The organism is Microbacterium resistens, assembly GCF_021172025.1.
GTDB lineage: Bacteria > Actinomycetota > Actinomycetes > Actinomycetales > Microbacteriaceae > Microbacterium > Microbacterium resistens.
The window spans coordinates 2,655,132-2,671,154 of sequence record NZ_CP082781.1; the positions used below are offsets into that span (position 1 = coordinate 2,655,132).

The 16,023-nt window shown below is 73.7% G+C and carries 14 protein-coding genes; 3 read left to right on the plus strand and 11 right to left on the minus strand.

Features of this window, described 5'->3' with window-relative positions; genetic code table 11:
- Window positions 1-35: 35 nt before the first annotated feature.
- Both K8F61_RS12530 and K8F61_RS12535 read right to left on the minus strand, forming a co-directional pair.
- Window positions 36-1,043 carry a C-terminal binding protein gene (locus K8F61_RS12530; RefSeq protein ID WP_067250673.1) on the minus strand — a complete coding sequence of 336 codons (1,008 nt, stop codon included), beginning with the start codon at window positions 1,041-1,043 and terminating at the stop codon, window positions 36-38.
- A 91-nt stretch (window positions 1,044-1,134) separates the two neighbouring features.
- Complete coding sequence (locus K8F61_RS12535; RefSeq protein ID WP_231819351.1) at window positions 1,135-2,295, minus strand: MFS transporter; 1,161 nt, start codon at window positions 2,293-2,295, stop codon at window positions 1,135-1,137.
- A gap of 180 nt (window positions 2,296-2,475) precedes the next feature.
- Here K8F61_RS12535 and K8F61_RS12540 point away from each other — a divergent pair, with 180 nt between their 5' ends.
- Both K8F61_RS12540 and K8F61_RS12545 read left to right on the plus strand, forming a co-directional pair.
- On the plus strand, window positions 2,476-3,225 hold the full coding sequence (locus tag K8F61_RS12540) for an SDR family NAD(P)-dependent oxidoreductase (protein WP_231819352.1): 750 nt from the start codon (window positions 2,476-2,478) through the stop codon (window positions 3,223-3,225).
- Window positions 3,218-3,559 carry a nuclear transport factor 2 family protein gene (locus tag K8F61_RS12545; protein ID WP_219084986.1) on the plus strand — a complete coding sequence of 114 codons (342 nt, stop codon included), beginning with the start codon at window positions 3,218-3,220 and terminating at the stop codon, window positions 3,557-3,559. The genes K8F61_RS12540 and K8F61_RS12545 overlap by 8 nt, the downstream gene beginning before the upstream one ends.
- A 174-nt stretch (window positions 3,560-3,733) precedes the next feature.
- Here K8F61_RS12545 and K8F61_RS12550 read toward each other — a convergent pair whose 3' ends face one another.
- The 5 genes from K8F61_RS12550 to K8F61_RS12570 all read right to left on the minus strand — a co-directional run bounded on the left by K8F61_RS12550 (window position 3,734) and on the right by K8F61_RS12570 (window position 9,271).
- Window positions 3,734-4,531, minus strand: a complete 798-nt coding sequence (locus tag K8F61_RS12550) for an SDR family NAD(P)-dependent oxidoreductase (protein WP_219084985.1) — start codon at window positions 4,529-4,531, stop codon at window positions 3,734-3,736.
- Complete coding sequence (locus K8F61_RS12555) at window positions 4,528-5,610, minus strand: enolase C-terminal domain-like protein (protein ID WP_231819353.1); 1,083 nt, start codon at window positions 5,608-5,610, stop codon at window positions 4,528-4,530. Before K8F61_RS12555 ends, K8F61_RS12550 begins: the two co-directional genes overlap by 4 nt.
- Window positions 5,607-6,368, minus strand: coding sequence for an SDR family NAD(P)-dependent oxidoreductase (locus K8F61_RS12560; protein WP_231819354.1), 762 nt, complete (start codon window positions 6,366-6,368; stop codon window positions 5,607-5,609). The genes K8F61_RS12555 and K8F61_RS12560 overlap by 4 nt, the downstream gene beginning before the upstream one ends.
- Before the next feature lie 76 nt (window positions 6,369-6,444).
- A complete protein-coding gene (locus tag K8F61_RS12565) occupies window positions 6,445-7,833 on the minus strand; it encodes a hypothetical protein (RefSeq protein WP_231819355.1) in 1,389 nt (462 codons plus the stop codon).
- Between the two features lie 79 nt (window positions 7,834-7,912).
- The gene (locus tag K8F61_RS12570) at window positions 7,913-9,271 is read right to left on the minus strand and encodes an MFS transporter (protein WP_231819356.1); all 1,359 of its coding nucleotides are present in this window, start codon (window positions 9,269-9,271) and stop codon (window positions 7,913-7,915) included.
- Window positions 9,272-9,497: 226 nt separating this feature from the next.
- Between K8F61_RS12570 and K8F61_RS12575 the strand changes: the two genes are divergently transcribed.
- Complete coding sequence (locus K8F61_RS12575) at window positions 9,498-10,172, plus strand: GntR family transcriptional regulator (protein ID WP_067249738.1); 675 nt, start codon at window positions 9,498-9,500, stop codon at window positions 10,170-10,172.
- Between the two features lie 289 nt (window positions 10,173-10,461).
- Here the strand turns inward: K8F61_RS12575 and K8F61_RS12580 are convergent, their stop codons facing one another.
- The 4 genes from K8F61_RS12580 to K8F61_RS12595 form a co-directional block, all read right to left on the minus strand.
- Window positions 10,462-12,615 carry a peptidase C14 gene (locus tag K8F61_RS12580; protein ID WP_231819357.1) on the minus strand — a complete coding sequence of 718 codons (2,154 nt, stop codon included), beginning with the start codon at window positions 12,613-12,615 and terminating at the stop codon, window positions 10,462-10,464.
- A gap of 205 nt (window positions 12,616-12,820) precedes the next feature.
- The gene (locus K8F61_RS12585) at window positions 12,821-13,900 is read right to left on the minus strand and encodes a hydroxyacid dehydrogenase (protein ID WP_231821554.1); all 1,080 of its coding nucleotides are present in this window, start codon (window positions 13,898-13,900) and stop codon (window positions 12,821-12,823) included.
- Window positions 13,897-14,973, minus strand: a complete 1,077-nt coding sequence (locus K8F61_RS12590) for a dihydrodipicolinate synthase family protein (RefSeq protein ID WP_067249303.1) — start codon at window positions 14,971-14,973, stop codon at window positions 13,897-13,899. Before K8F61_RS12590 ends, K8F61_RS12585 begins: the two co-directional genes overlap by 4 nt.
- Window positions 14,973-16,007, minus strand: coding sequence for an NAD-dependent epimerase/dehydratase family protein (locus tag K8F61_RS12595; RefSeq protein ID WP_231819358.1), 1,035 nt, complete (start codon window positions 16,005-16,007; stop codon window positions 14,973-14,975). Before K8F61_RS12595 ends, K8F61_RS12590 begins: the two co-directional genes overlap by 1 nt.
- Window positions 16,008-16,023 lie beyond the last annotated feature (16 nt).

The following is a 16,023-nucleotide window of genomic DNA, read 5'->3' on the forward strand; positions in this document are numbered from 1 at the left end:
GGTCTTCCTCTCGTTCGGGTCCGGGTGCGTGCGGATCAGCGCGAGGTCGGCGCGACGTCCGCGGAGGCTCCGCGCACGGCCCGGTCGGGGTTGACGATCGCGTCCACCCGCTCTCCGGCCAGGAAGCGGACGATGTTCTCGGCGGCGTGCACCGGCAGATCCTGCAGCGCCTCAGGCGAGTACCAGGCCGCGTGGGGCGTGAGCAGGACGTTCGGGGCGTCTCGGAGAGCGGCGCCGGCCGCCAGCGGCTCCTCCTCGAACACGTCCAGCGCCGCCGCGCCGATCCGCCCGTCGTGCAGCGCCGCGACCAGTGCGGTCTCGTCGATCAGCGGACCGCGACAGGTGTTCACGATCACCGCTCCCGGCTTCATCGCGGCGATCGCCGCCGCATCCACGAGGTGGCGGGTGTCGGCCGTCAGCGGCACGTGCAGGGTGAGGATGTCCGCCTCGGCGAGAGCCTCATCGATCGCGACCGGCTCGCAACCGGCCGCCCGCACCGCCTCGTCGGGGGCGTAGGGGTCGGCGACCAGGACGCGGAAGCCGAGACCCCGGCATCCCCGCGCGACGAGCGACCCGATCCGCCCGAACCCGAGCACGGAGATCGTCGTGCGGGATGGCCGCACGGCCATCGGCTGCGCGGCCACGGCGCGCCACTCGCCCCGGCGGACCGCACGGTCGTAGGCGAGGAGCCCGCGGGCCTGCGCCATGATCAGGGCGACCGTGTGGGCGGCGACCTCCTCGATGCAGTAGCTCGGGGTGTTGGCGACCGCGATCCCCCGCTCGGAGGCGGCGGCGACGTCGATCATGTCGTACCCGATGCCGAGCCGGCTGATCATGCGCAGTCGCGGCATCCGGTCCATGAGAGCCCCGTCGATCCGGTGCCACTGCACGATGAGACCTTCCGCCTCGGCGCCGAGCTCGGCGATCCGGTCGTCGGTCGCCTCGGGGGCGCGGACGGCGCGGAGCCCGGCGGCGCGGAGCGTCCGCTCGGCGGCATCGCCGGGCAGGTCGCAGTCGGTGAGGAGGATCAGGGACTCAGCCATGACACCAAATGCTATAGCATCTAGCAGCCGCGGGCGACCGCCGGGCCGACGAGCCATCCGGCCCGCCGGTCCGACGCTCATCCCGATCCGCTCATCCCTCCCGCGCGCCGCGGCGGCCCGCCAGCGCCCACGGCGACACGAGCGCCGCGCCGCCGACCGCCAGCGCCGCCGCCAGGAGCACCGCGGGCGCACCGCCGCGGTCCTGGGCCGCGCCGGCGACGGCCGGCCCGAGGGTCGCGCCGAGGTTCAGCGCCACCGTCGCGAAGGCCCCGCCGAGCACCGGAGCCCCGGCCGCTTCGCGGACGATCCGGCCGATGACCGCCGAGCCCACGGCGAAGCTGAGCGCGCCGCACACCGGCGTCAGCGCGAGCACGCCGACGGGACCGCCCGCGACGAGCGCGAACCCCGCCCACGCGCCGCCGAGCAGCCACAGGCCGGTCACGATCCACCGCCGCTCCCGGGGCGCGGCCCAGCGCCCGGTCGCGCTCACTCCCGCGAAGGCGCCGACGCCGAACGCGGCGAGCAGCACGGGGACGAGGGCGGGGACGATCCCCGCCGCCTCGGCCACGACGCCGAGGTACGTGAAGACCCCGAACGTCGCGGCATTGACGAGGACCCCGAGAAGGATCCCGCCGAGGACCGGCCGCCGGTGCAGCTCCGCGACCTCGCGCCGCAGAGTGAAGGACGCGCCGCCTCCGGGCGCGACCAGCGTGCGGTCGCGCGCGATCGCGACCAGCGCCGGCACGCACAGGGCCGCGACCGCCCAGAACGTCGATCGCCACCCCAGGACGGACGCGAGCGCCGCCCCGGCGGGGACGCCGACGATGGTCGCGAGCGTGGTCCCGGCCAACAGCACGCTGACGGCGCGGGTCGTCAGCGCGGCGGGCACGATCGCCCGGACGGCGCCGAGCGCCACCGCGAGGAAGCCCGCGTTCGAGACCGCGGCGACCAGACGGGTGAGCAGCAGCAGCTCGAATGTCGGCGCCAGGGCAGAGCAGACATGCGCGGCGAGGAACACGGCGAGGAGGACGAGGAGGGTGCGGCGGGGATGCCACCGCACGGCGAACAGGGCCATCGCCGGCGCGCCCACCACCATCCCCAGCGCGAAGGCCGAGGTGAGGAGGCCGGCCGTCGCCGGGGACACGCCGAGATCGGCGGAGATGTCGAGCAGGAGGCCGGCGAGCATGAACTCGCTCGTGCCCTGGGCGAAGACGGCCAGGGCGAGGACAGGGATCACGAAGGGCATGGTCATCCAGACACGCGGACGCCGCCTCCCGCACGGGAGGACGACGAGTCGAAAAGGGGTCGACGAGAGGCGGGGAGCGCACGACGTGCGCTCGCATCCGCGGTCTAGTGTCTGGACGCCTCGGGACTCATGGCCCCGATCCTACGCGAGATGCCCTGGCCTCCGTTTTGCTATAGCGTTTGGGACATGACTGTTCGCCGCGCCCTGCTCACCGGGGCGAGCTCCGGCATCGGAGCCGCCGCCGCCCTCGAACTCGCCGGGGAAGGCACCGCCCTCTGGCTGACCTATGCCGGACGGGAGGCCGAGGCCGGACGGATCGCCGACGAGTGCCGTGCCGCCGGATCGCCCGACGTGCGGGTGTCCCGCCTGGATCTGCGGGATCCCGCCTCCGTGTCCGCCCTGGTCGAGGAGGTGTCGGGCGCGTGGGGGGCGCTCCACGTGCTCGTGAACAACGGCGGTGTCTGCCCCTACGTCCCCTTCGACGAGATCGACATCGACGAGTGGGACCTCGTGATGGAGACCAACGCCCGGGGGACCTTCCTCCTCACCCGCGCCGCCCTTCCCCTCCTGCGGGCGGCGGACGGCGACCGCTCCGTGGTGAACATCTCCTCCATCGCGGGGCAGGTCGGCGCACTGCAGACCGGGATGCACTACGCCGCGAGCAAGGGGGCGATCCTCGCGATCACGCGCAGCTTCGCGCGGCTGCTGGCCGGCGAGGGGATCCGGGTCAACGCCGTGACCCCCGGCCCGGTCGCGAGCGCCATCACCGACCAGCTCCAGGGGGAGGGGCGCGACCGCCTGGCCGCGTCGATCCCGCTCGGCGCGTTCGGCGAGCCGCAGGACGTGGCCTGGGTGATCGCCTCGCTCGCCTCGGAGCGTGCGCGCTTCGTCACCGGAGCCACGTACGACGTCAACGGAGGAGTGCGCATTGACTGACACCGCCCGCAGCCCCCTGGACACCGTCCGGGCGCAGCTCGACGCGTTCAACGCGCACGACCTGGACGCGTTCGTGGCGACCTACGCGGACGACGCCGTGATCACAGGCGTGGCGCCCGAGCCGATCGCCGGATCGGACGCGATCCGCGCCTTCTACGAGCCGCGGCTGCAGAACCCCGACCTCTCCTGCGTGATCGAGACGACCGTGCTGTTCGGCGACCGCTGGGTCGTCGCGCAGGAGCAGGTCGTGAACGCCGGCGTCGCCACGGAGACGATCGCCACCTTCGACGTGGTGGACGGCCGGATCGCCCGCGCGTCGATGCTGAAGGCCTGATCCGCCCCCGGTCGCTGAGCGAGGAGCGCCCGGCCCGGGTCACCACGTTTCGACTCGCGGAGACCCGCACTGAGCGAGCGAAGCGAGTCGAAGTGTCGCTCAACGACCGAACACCGCCACCCCCGGTCATTGAGCGAGGAGCGCAGCGACGAGACGAAACGCGGCCACCCGGGATCAGCGGGTGAAGCGGCGGCGGAGCTCCGGATCCACGGACACGTCGCCGAAGGACGCCGACCAGCCGCCGTCCACCGCGATCGACTGGCCCGTCAGATACGGCGCCTCGTCGGAGAGCAGGAACGCCACGACGGCGGCGACCTCCTCCGCCCGGGCGATCCGCCCCATCGGCGGCCCCTCGGCGAGCGCCCGTTCCGCGGCCTCCGGATCCGGCGAGGCGGCGATCTGCGCGTCCAGGTGCGGCGTGCGCACCCCTCCGGGGGCCACCGTGTTCGCACGGATCCCGAGCCCGCCGTACGTGACGGCGACGCTGCGGGTCAGCGCGTCGATGCCGCCCTTGGTGAACTCGTAGGCGGCATGGTCGGGGTGGCTGAGCCGGCCGTGGATCGAGCCGACGTTGACGATCGCGCCAGCCACGCCCTGATCCACGAACGCCGACACGGCGGCGGCGCAGCCCCACACGTATCCGAACCCGTTGATGCCGACGAGCTCACGGACCGCGTCCTCATCCAGGGCGTGCAGGGGCGTGTGCCGGGTGATCCCGGCGTTGTTCACCCAGCCGGCGAGGGGCGCCCGCGCACGGGCCGCCGCGGCCGCACGCTCGTGCGCGCCGCGCTCGGACGCGTCGCCGAGGACGACCTCCGCACAGGCCCCGTCCTCCACGCTCCCGGATCCGGCCGTCCGTTCGAGGCCGACCACGATCCATCCGTCGGCGGTCAGACGCTCGGCGATCGCTCGCCCGATCCCCTTGCCGCTCCCGGTCACGACCGCGCTGCGCGTCACGGCTCCCCCGCTCACGGCGTCCTCCCGTCGAACGCGAACACGTCCGGGGCGAAGGTGAACCCGAGTCCCGGCTCGGACGAGGGCGTGACCCGCCCGGCGAACACCGGGCCGCCGCGGACGAGCGTGGGAGCCGGGTCGTACGGGTTGCCGTCCCGCGCGAAGGTCTCGACCTCGATGCCGAGATGCGCGGTCACCTCGGGGTACACGTGCCCGGACACCGGGACACCGCGCTCGGCCGCCCACGCGATGACCTCGCGCGCCGGGGTGATGCCGCCGATGGCGACGACGTCCAGGCGCAGCGCGTCCACCCCGCCGACCTCCACGAGGGCGCGCAGGACGGCGGGGTCGGTGACCTCGTCGCCGACGGCCACGGGCAGGCCGGTCTCACGGCGGATGCGCGCGACGCCCTCGGCGTCCTCGGGCAGCAGCGGATCCTCCACCCAGCGGAGGGCGGGCTCTCCCCACCGCCGGATCTCGGTGATCGCCTCGTCGGCGTCGCGCCAGCCGAACCCGACGTCGACGACGAGCCCGGTCTGCGCGGGCAGCTCCCGGCTCAGGATCCCGAGGAGCGCGCGCATGTAGTCCGGGTCGGGCAGACGCGAGATCTTCACCGCGGACCACCCGTCGGCCTGGGCGAGGACCTCGTCGGCGACCTGCCGAGGCGAGCGGGACGGGGAGGGGTACGCGGCGACGAGCATCCCCTCGCGCGGGTCGTCGCCCGTGTCGAGCAGTCGCCACAGCGGGATGCCGGATCTCCGCGCGGCGATGTCCCACAGGGCGATGTCCACGAGCCCGATGGCGCGGCGGACGAGCCCGGTGCGCCCGACGATCGCGCTGCCCCGGAGCATCCGGTCCCAGGTCCCGGCCGGGTCGTCGGCGTCGGCTCCGAGCGCGTGTGCGGCCACCAGCCGCTCGACGATCTCGGCCATCGGCGCCTCGCGCGTCAGCGCGTACGCGAGACCCGTCGTGCCGTCCTCCGCCTCCGCGCGCACGGCCGCGTACTCCCGCCGCGTGACCGTCATCGCGCCGAGCTCCAGCGGCGCGGGCAGGGCCAGCGCCGCGGTCGCGGCGTCGACGCGCGCGATCCCGGTCATTCGGGCTTCCTCGCGAGGGGCACGCCGTAGTCCACCATGAACCCGCCGTCGACGTACAGCGTCTGGCCGTTCATGTAGCGGGCGTCGTCGGACACGAGGAAGCCCACGGCGGCGGCGATCTCCGCGGCATCGGCCAGACGCCCGGCCGGGATGCGCGCGAGGATCGTGTCGAGGCTCAGCGTCCCCGCCTCCACGCCCTGGCGGAAGACGCCCGTGTCGACGTATCCGGGCGCGACGGCGTTCACCCGCACGCCCCGCGACGCCCATTCGGCGCCCGCGGTCGCGGTGAGGCCGATCACGGCGGCCTTGGTCGTGGCGTAGGGCGCCCGGCCGGCGGATCCGCGCGACGAGATGGACGAGATGTTGACGATCCGCCCCTCCCCGCGCGCCAGCATCCGGCGGCCCGCCGCCTGCAGGCAGGCGAAGACGCCGTTCAGGTTCACGTCCACGACGGCCGCCCACTCGTCCCAGGCGAGGTCCTCGATGGCGCGGTGGCGCTGGATCCCCGCGTTGTTCACGAGGACGCCGATCGGACCGATCTCGTCCTCGATCGCGGTGAACACGCGATCCACGGCCGCCGGGTCGGTGACGTCGAGCTCCCGCCAGAGCACGCCGGCGGGGTTGTCCTCCGCCGTGAGCCCCGGGACGCGGTCCGCGGCGACGACCGTGAGCCCGTCGGCGGCGAGCCGCTGGCCGATCTCCCAGCCGATGCCGGCGGCGCCGCCGGTGACGACGGCGACGGGTGCCTGAGCGGTCATGTGCTGTCCCTTCCCTCGCGGCCCGGGCCGGGCCGCAGTTTGCTATAGCAAGACTATCGGCGATGCGTGCGCCGACTCATCCGGCGAGTGCCCGGGCCACGAGGGCGCATGCGTGTTCCTCGAGCCGCTCCAGGGCGCCGGGGGCGAGCGGCGTCTGCCACGCCTGGTAAGCGCCCCGCGCATAGGCCTCGCGCGTGGGCAGGTACACGAACCCCGGGCCGTTCGTCAGGTTCATCACCACGATCGGGATACCGGGGAACCGGGCGCGCAGCGTCGTCTGCAGGCGTGAGTACGCCTCGCCCGGATGCCCGACGACCACCGCGTCGCCGAGTCGCCACACCCAGACCGGGTGACGCACGGTCGGTCCGTCGATGTAGCCCTCGCGCAGGTTCCGGGCCCGCCCCAGGCGCTCCGCACGCGAACGGGGATCGATGTCCTTCCACTCCTCGGCGAGCTCGTCCAGGGTGGGGAGATCGCGCAGCGGCAGCTCGACCGCCTCGTGCAGCGACGCGGCCGCATCGCCTCCCGCGGCCGGCCGAGGCGACCACACGGCCAGCGGCGCGCCGGACTCGACCACGTCGTCGAGCACCAGCTCCGATCCGGCGACCGGGAGGGCGTCCAGCGCGGCGAGCACCGCGTGGCCGAGCGAGCGCCCGTGCCGGTCCGCGACCGCCGTGTCGCCGGTGTACTGCTCCCGCGGGGCGAGCTCTCCGGACGCCCCCTGGACGAACAGGCACGGGGCGCCCGTCGCTGCCTCCACCACCTCCCGGGTGGCGCCGACGTAGTCCGGCGAGACCCCGCGGTGCTGCCATGCGAGCGTGGTGGGGTGGCAGGCGTAGTTCACGAGCGTCGCGACGGTCGCGCCGTCCGCGCTGACCCGGCCGATCATGACCGTGTCGTCGGCCGGCGCGGCCGCGGGGTTGAACCCCACCAGCGCCCGGCCGTCCAGGTCCAGCTCGCGCTCGGCGGCGAGCGCGCAGCGCCCGGTCGTCCATTCGATCAGCCCGGGCCGGGCGCCGGCGATCGCCTCCCGCCCGGCCTCGACCCCGGCCGCCGCGAGCGCGTCCAGATAGCCCGGGATCAGCTCGCCACCAGGCAGGTGCGCGTCCGCCGCGCACAGCACCGCACCCGCGTGCGTGTGCGACAGGGAGATCATCACCTGATCCGCGTCCAGCCCGAGCCCGTACCGCACCGCCTGGCGGACGCCGTGCTCATCGGCGACCCGTCGCCACCAGGTGCCGTCGACGGCCAGCAGCAGCCGCACCCGGTCGTCGCCGCCGATCACGGCGAGCGCGGTCAGCGCGAACGGGCGGTGCACGCGCTCGGAGCGCTCCCAGTCGGCAGGCCCCCAGTTCTTGGCCCGGATGCCGAGCGGCGGGGTGATGTCGCGGCGGGCGACGCCGACGGCCGCGCGCGTGCGGGGGACGCGGATCCGATCGCCCATCGCGGGGACTGCCTGGCTCATGGGTTCCATCCTTCTCCTTCCGCAGCCCGGCGCCGACCCTCGCGGATCGGCGCCGGTCCGTCGTGCGTCCGCGTGCGGGTCAGCGTTCCGCGGCGCCCACCGCGGCCGGCTCAGCGGACGGCGGGGCGGAGAACTCCGGCCGCCGGCTGAGCACGAACCCGATCACGGCGCCCATCAGCGTGAGGGCTGCGATGAGGAGCAGGCCCCAGATCGCCGAGCCGGTGCTCTGGCTGATCCATCCGATCGCGTACGGGCCCGCGAACCCGGCGAGGTTGCCGACCGAGTTGATGAACGCCAGGCCCGCCGCGGCGGCGGTGCCGGTGAGGATCATCGGCGGCAGGCTCCAGAACAGCGGCGTCGTGGAGAACAGCGCCGACATGCCGATGCAGAGGGCGACCAGCGCCAGCGCGGGGGTGCCCTGCGCGGCGACGGCGGCGATCAGGGAGAGCGCCGTGATCGTGAGCGTGATGCCGATCTGCAGGGGGATGTTGCCCTGCTTGCGGGCCGCGCGCTCCCACGGGAGCATCAGCAGCGCCGCGCAGATGTTGGGCAGCGCGACGAGCCATCCGGTCGTGCCGGTCGAGAAGTCGCCCATGTTCTTCACGATCGTGGGCAGCCACAGGCCCAGGCCGTACGCGCCGAACACGATGCCGAAGAACAGCAGGATGAGGGTCCACAGGCGACCGTTGCCGAAGACGGCGGCCAGCCGGATCCGTCCGTGCCGCTGCTCGGTCGCCGCGGTCTCGCGAGCGATGGTGTCGGCGATCCATCCCTGCTCGGCGGGCGTCAGCCAGGTCGCGTCCTGCGGGCGGTCGGGCAGCCAGAAGAAGACGACGAAGGCCAGCAGCACCGCCGGGATCCCCTCCAGGACGAAGACGAGCTGCCATCCCTCGAGGCCGAAGAGTCCGTGGAAGCCCATGATCCAGCCCGACAGCGGGGCGGCGACGGCGTTGGCGAGCGGGTTGGACAGCGCGAACACGGCCAGCACCTGGGTGCGGTACTGCCGGGGGAACCACAGCGTGAGGTACAGCAGCACGCCGGGGAAGAAGCCGGCCTCCGCGACGCCGAGGATGAAGCGGGCGATCGTGAACTGCAGCGAGTCCTGCACGAACGCGGTCAGCACCGCCACGATCCCCCAGGAGACCATGATCCGGGTGATCCACTTGCGCGCGCCGAACTTCTCCAGCAGCAGGTTGCTGGGCACCTCGAACAGCAGGTAGCCGATGAAGAAGATGCCCGCCGCCAGGCCGAAGGCGGCCTCGGTCATCTGCAGCGCCTCGGTCATCTCCAGCTTGGCGAAGCCGGCGTTGTTGCGGTCGATGTAGGCGACGAGGTACAGCAGGCCGAGGAACGGCCCGAGACGCCAGATCGCCTTCTTCATGGCGCTCGCGCCGAGATCGGCGTCGAGCGGGGCGGCGCCGCTGCGGGGCTGGGACATGACAACTCCTTCGTCATCCGGGATTGCGGCAATGCTATAGCATCTAGCAAAACCTGCAACCCCCTCCCCCTTCTCCCGAAACCCCCTTTTTCCGCCGAGACCCCTCCTGAGATACGGATCTACGGAGGGGTTTCGGCGGGGAGAGGGGGTTTCGCGCGCCACGGATGCCATAGCATCGGGGGAGCAGTCGGCCCCGCCGGGTCGGACGGAGCGGGGAGGAACGGCCATGCGGAGCGTGTCGGATCAGAACATCGCCGAGCAGGTCGCCGACGAGCTCCGATCCGCGATACACTCCGGCGAGCTCCTGCCCGGCGAGCGACTGGTCGAGCGCAAGCTCGCCGAGCGCCTCGGCGTCAGCCACATCCCGGTCCGTGAGGCGCTGACGCGACTCGCCCAGGAGCATCTCATCGTCCGCGAGCCGCGCCGCGGGGCCCGGGTCGCGGAGCTGACCCCGCGGGACCTGGAGGAGATCTCGAGCCTGCGGATCGTGCTCGAGCAGTTCATGGCCCTGCGCGTGCAGGAGCGATGGACCCGCGCCGCGCACAAGCGCCTGCAGGGGATCGTCGACGCCATGGACGCGGCGGCCGTCGGGGACATGGCCGAGGTGCTCGCGCAGGACAGGGCGTTCCACGAGGCCATCGCCGAGCTCTCCGACCACCGGTTCGTCATGGAGCTGAACGCGCAGCTGCGCGGGCGCATCGCCGGGTTCATCCAGGCGGCGAACGCGGCGCTGCCGCCGCAGGAACAGGCCGAGCACGTCCGCAGCCACCGCGTGATCCTCGATGCGATCGCGAGCGGGGACCCCGACGCGGTGCGCGCGGTGATCGCCGAGCACGTCACGCGCGCGGTGGAGCGGATCAGCCCGCTCGCGGCTCCGGCCCCGGACGAGACCTCCGCCTGACGCCCCGGGTCCCCGCCGCCACCCTCGGTCGTTGAGCGAGGAGCGAAGCACCGAGACGAAACGCGCCCAGCCCCGAGTCACCACGTTTCGACTCGCTCCGCTCGCTCAACGACCGAAACGCCCACCCCTGGTCGTTGAGCGAGGAGCGAAGCACCGAGACGAAACGCGCCCAGCCCCGAGTCACCGCGTTTCGACTCGCTGCGCTCGCTCAACGACCGGGCCGAAGCTCCGCACCACCGGTCGTTGAGCGAGGAGCGAAGCGACGAGACGAAACGGTGCGCCGGGCGGATCAGACGACGACGTTGCCGGACAGCACCACCGCGGGTCCCTCGGGCGGCATCGCGGTCCGCGCGACGCCGGCCTCGGTGTTCGCCGCGTGCAGCAGCGTCGACCCGCTGCCGAACGCGGCGGGGTCCAGGGAGAGGGATCCGCCCTCGAAGCGGTTCCCGATGATCCGCGCCTGGTTGGCGCCGGACCCCAGGTCGACATGCGCGCCGGATCCCGTGAAGGCGCTGCCGTCGACGCTCAGCCGCAGCTCCGCGTCGCCCGCCCGGGACAGGAACCCGCCCGCGCCGGCGTCGACCCGCACCCCCGAGAACGACAGGGACTGCGCGCCGTCGCCGGTCGCGCGCATGCGCGCACCGGTGAAGGCCGTGCCCTCGAACCGCACGGACCCCGCCGCGACCTGCACCGGATCCGCGTCCTCGGCCGCGGACCACGTCCCGCCGCGGACCGTGACGGGGCCGGAGCCCGCGATGCGGACGCCGCCGACCCCGGAGAGGTCCGTGTCCACGAGCGTGACCGGGGTCGTGACGGTGTCGTTCGTCAGGTCGCCCGGGGCGGCGAACGAGAAGCGCGAGTCCGCGATCACCGTGGGGCGGGCGGAGGCGTCGGAGGCCTGGGTGACGATGAGCGTGTGGGTCGCGCTGCATCCGCGCAGCTGCGCGCCGTCGGCGTTGATCCAGAGCATCCCGGATCCCTCCAGGGAGGGCTTGCCGATGACGTGGACGTCCTCCAGGGTGAGGTCCGTCACGCGCACCCGGGCGACGAACCACGAGCACACGTGGCCGCGCACCGTGATGCGCTTGGCGGCGGAGCCCCAGGGCGCCCCCGAGTTCGCGAAGGTCATCAGCCCGGAGTTGCCGACGTACGTCAGGTCGTGCTCGTACTGCCCGTGCGTCACGAACGGCCCCTGGTCGTCGCCATCGCCGTGGCAGTTCTCCACGAGGCAGTAGGCGCTGGCGGTGAAGTCGTTGAGGTGGCGCGCGTTCGAGGTGCGGCAGTTGGCGACGTAGCCGTAGAGGCAGGAGATCTGCTGCGTGAGGTACCCCGCGCCGCCGAGCGTCACCGAGACGGGGTTGGCGAGGGTGCAGTTCTCGGTCGTGTAGTGCGTGTTCCACCGGCGCATGATGAGCGGCCAGAACGTCCGCTCGCCCTCGATGCCGTCGACGTCGCACCGGATCGCGTACTCGAAGGCGAGCGGGTGGGATCCGGTGACGTCGTCGGAGCCCCCGCCGCGGAACCGGAGCCGCGAGACCCGGACGTCCTGCACCGGATCGATCCGCCGCCACGTCATCGTGCGATCGGCGCCCAGCGGCCAGCCGATCTTGTAGGCGATGCGGATGTGGCCGCCGTCGACGATGCCGGTCACCTGGACCAGCCGCTGGACCTCCCGCTCCCACCGCCCGGCGAGCGCATTCACCTCCACGGCGTACCACGCGCCGACCGCGAAGAACGACGAGTCCGCCACCGGCAGGACGTCGGCGAGGTCCGGCACGTCCTCGCCCAGCGTCGCCTCCTGGACCTCCTCGGTGACGACACCGCGGAAGAACATCACCGCCGAGAACGGGTCATTCGCCGTGGCGTTCTCGATGCCCTCCGTCGTCATCAGATGCCCACCGAAGTCCAGCTCCAGGAACGAGCGGGTGAGGACGTGCCGTCGGACGAAGTTGAGGTCGGTGTGCGCCTCGATCCGGCGCACGGAGGGATCCCCGACCATGGCGTCGAGCGCGTCATCGGCGGGGGTCTCCGGCCCGAAGACGCCGAACGCGCGGAAGTCGAGCGTCCCGTCGTGCAGCCGGACCCACACGGCACCGCCCTTGCCGGGAACGACGCGTCCGCCGTCGACGGCGGGGGCGTCCCGGGTGACGCAGCGGAACAGACCGCCTCCCCCGTCCCCGGCCGCGGCGTAGCCGGCGACCGCGACGACGTCGTCCTGCTTCCCCTTGCGCCCAGCCAGGTCGCCGACGGTCGCCGCGCCGTCCACGCCCCGCGCCAGGACCGGCGCGGTGGGTGTCGCCGCCTGGGCCGCGGCGGGGGCGGCGACGGCGGCCACACCGCCGAGCGCCGCGGCCCCGAGGCCCGCGAGCACGGTGCGCCGGGTCCGTGGCGCGCGGTCGGCCGCCGGATCGGTCGGGAAGTCGGGCAGGGTTCGATGCGTCATCGTCATCCTCTCCGCGCGGCGTCGGTGCCGCGCTGTCGTTTCCTTGGTCTTGGTGTGCGACGTTTCGACTCGCGGAGACCTGCACTGAGCGAGCGAAGCGAGTCGAAGTGTCGCTCAACGACCGGGGAGGGAAAACCGCCAGCACCGGTCGTTGAGCGAGGAGCGCAGCGACGAGACGAAACGCGCCCACCCGACGGGGCCGGCGTCAGCCCATCGTCGCGAGGTGCGCCCGCGTCACCGCATGGCCGAGCTCCCTCCCGGAGGCGAAGGCGTCGATCTCGTCCGCCACGATCCGCCCCTGCCGGAGGCGCCCCTCGCGCGTCCCCGCCGCGCGGTGCGGCGTGAGCAGCACGTTCGGCAGGGTGCGCCAGGGCGAGGCCGCCGCCAGCGGCTCCTCGTCGAACACGTCGATGGCCGCGCTGAGCCGCCCGGACGACACCTCCGCCTGAAGCGCCCGCTCGTCCACGAGCCACGACCGCGCGGTGTTCACCAGCCCCGCGCCGTCCGGCATCAGGGCGAGCTCGCGGGCGCCGATGAGGTGGTGCGTCTCGGGCAGGGTCGGCGCGTGCACGGCGACGATCCGCGCGCGCTGCAGCGCGGCGTCGAGCGGCAGCAGCTCGGCGCCCAGGGCGTCCGCCTCCGCAGCGTCGACGGTGGGGTCGACGAGGAGCGGCCGGGCGCCGAGCGCGCGGATCATCTCCAGGTACGCACGCCCGGTGCGGGACGCCCCGATCACGGCGATCGGGGCCTCGGCGATCTCGTGCTGGGTCCCCGCGGCCGGGTCGTACCAACCGCCGGTGCGCACGCCCTCGTGCAGGGCGGGGATCCGATGCAGCAGCGCCAGCGTGAAGGCGAGAGACACCTCGCCGACCGACCGCGCCATGCCCGCACCGGCCTGCGTCACGATCACCCCGCGGTCGAACAGCGCGTCCGTCGCGAAGGGCTTGACCGTCGCCCCGGTGTGCGCGACGAGCTCCAGCCGCGGGAACCGCGCGAGCACGTCCTCGTCGAGCGGACCGACGCCCCAGCTCGTGACGAGGACGCGGACGGCTCCGGGATCGGGGATGTCGGCGATCCGGTCGACGCGCAGGCACCCGGGCGCCGACTCCGGCGACGCGGAGGGCGGTCGCCGCGTTTCGTCTCGGTCCGCTCCGCGGTCCTCGCTCAACGACCGGGACGCGCGATCCAGCCGTGCGGCGTCCTCCGGGGAGAAGAACTCCGCGAACAGCTCCGCCGACACCACGGCGGCGACCGCCGCACCGGACCGCCGTCCCTCCTCGGTCATCGCAGCCACGCGTCCCGGTGCTCGGCGATGAAGGCGTCGTCGTTCAGGTCGGGATAGGCGCGGCGCACGCGGGCGATCTCCTCCGCCTGGCCCGGCGAGAGCCCCTCGTCCGGGTTGAGGCACCAGATCCCCTCCAGGAGCCCCTGCTGCCGGAGCATCTCGTGCACGCCGGCGATCACGCCGTGGAAGTCGTGGCCGGGGTCGAAGACCGCCTGGTTGACGTCGACGAGGTCGATCGCCTCCCGGCTGAGCTCCAGGGTCGCCTGCGCGTCTCCGGCGGCGGCGCGGTGGGCCCGCTCCAGGAGCGCGACGGCCGCGCGGGTCCCGACCGCCCACTGGCCGAGGAGGCCTCCGACGAAGCGCAGCGTCCGCGGCCCGTCCGGCGAGTCCACGTGGAACTCGGACAGGAGGTCGGCGACGATCGCGTCGTCGTTGCCGGTGTACAGCGCGATCTCGTCCGCGCGGCCCGACGCCGCCACGCCCCGGACGAGCTCGAGGGTCCGGTAGCGGTCGAAGGGCGCGGCCTTGACGGCGACGACCGAGGGGATGGAGGCGAACGCGCGCCAGAAGTCCCGGCTGAGCACGGGTCCGCCGATCGCGGTCTGCAGGTAGAAGCCCACGACCGGGAGCACCTCGCCGACGGCCCGGGCGCGGTCCAGCAGCACGCGCTCGTCGGCCCCCGCCACGCGCGGGCTCACCAGCACGGCGTCGTAGCCGAGGGAGCGGGCGAGCTCCGCCTCCGCCACGGCCTGGGCGGTGCCGCCGGCGACGCCCGCGATGCGCACCACGTCGGCGCCGGCACGCGCGTCCAGTTCCTCCGCGGCGAGCGCGAGGACGGGCTCGAACAGGGCGTGCTCGGCGTCGCGGATCTCGAACTGGGTGGTGTGCACCCCCACGGCGATCCCGCCGGCGCCCGCATCGAGGTAGTACCGGGTGAGCGCGCGCTGGCGGCGCTCGTCGAGGCGGCGGTCCGCCGTGAGGGCGAGCGGGTGCGCGGGGATCACCGCGCCGCGGGCGAGCGTGCGGGCGGCCTCGGGGCGAAGCACCGGGTGCACCGCGGGGACGGTCGCCATCAGAACCTCCCGTCGCGGACGGCCCACTTGGTGGGCTTGGCCGACAGGGGAAGACCGGACTCCAGCCACGCGGCCTGCCAGGCGATGAGCGTGTCGGCCGAGTACGGCGGATAGCCGAACAGCGCCATGCACCGGCGGGAGTCGCTGAGCAGGGCCGTGGGCTCGGGCTCGTCGACGATCTCGACGTCGCGTCCGAAGAGCTCGCCGAAGCGTCGGGCGACGGCGGCGACGCTCAGCGTCTCGGGCCCGGTGAGGTTCACGGTGAAGGCGTCGGTCGACGCGTGCCCGAGACTGCGCAGCACGACCTCGTTCGCATACCCCTGCCACACCACGTTCACGGCGGCGGTGGCGACGGACACGGGCTGACCGGCGTGCACGGCGCTGGCGATGTCCGCGAGGACGCCGTAGCGCAGGTCGACGGCGTAGTTGAGCCGGATGAGGGCCACGCGCGTGCCGCGCTGCTGGGCGGCGAACTCGAACACCCGCTCGCGACCCAGGCACGACTGCGCATACTCGCCGATCGGGGCGGGCGGGACGTCCTCCGTCGCGCCGCCCGACGAGGCGGGAAGGAACGGGTACACGTTGCCGGTGGACAGGACCGAGATCGCGCTGTCGCGGTAGCGGCGGGCGACCCGGTCGGGGAGCGCGGCGTTGACCTCCCACGCCCACGACGGGCTCGTCGCCGCCCCGAACTTCGCGCCGACCATGAAGACCACGTTCGGAGCGTCCGGGAGCGGGGCGAGGTCGTCGTTCTCGATGAGGTCGAACGGCACCACGCGCACCCCGCCGCGCTCCAGGCGCTCGCGCACGGCTTCCTCGCCGAACCGGGACACCGCGTGCACGGCGTCGCCGTCGCGGCCGGCCGCGTCCAGCGCGCGCCGCGCCAGGATCGCGAGGGTCGGGCCCATCTTGCCGCCGGCGCCGAGGATGACGAGGTCCCCGCTGCCGCGGGCGAGGTCGGCGACGAGGGCGTCGCTCGGGGTCGTCAGGGCCTGTTCGAGGTCGGCTTCGGAGGCGAATGCCTGGGTGGTCACGGAGGATCCTTTCTGA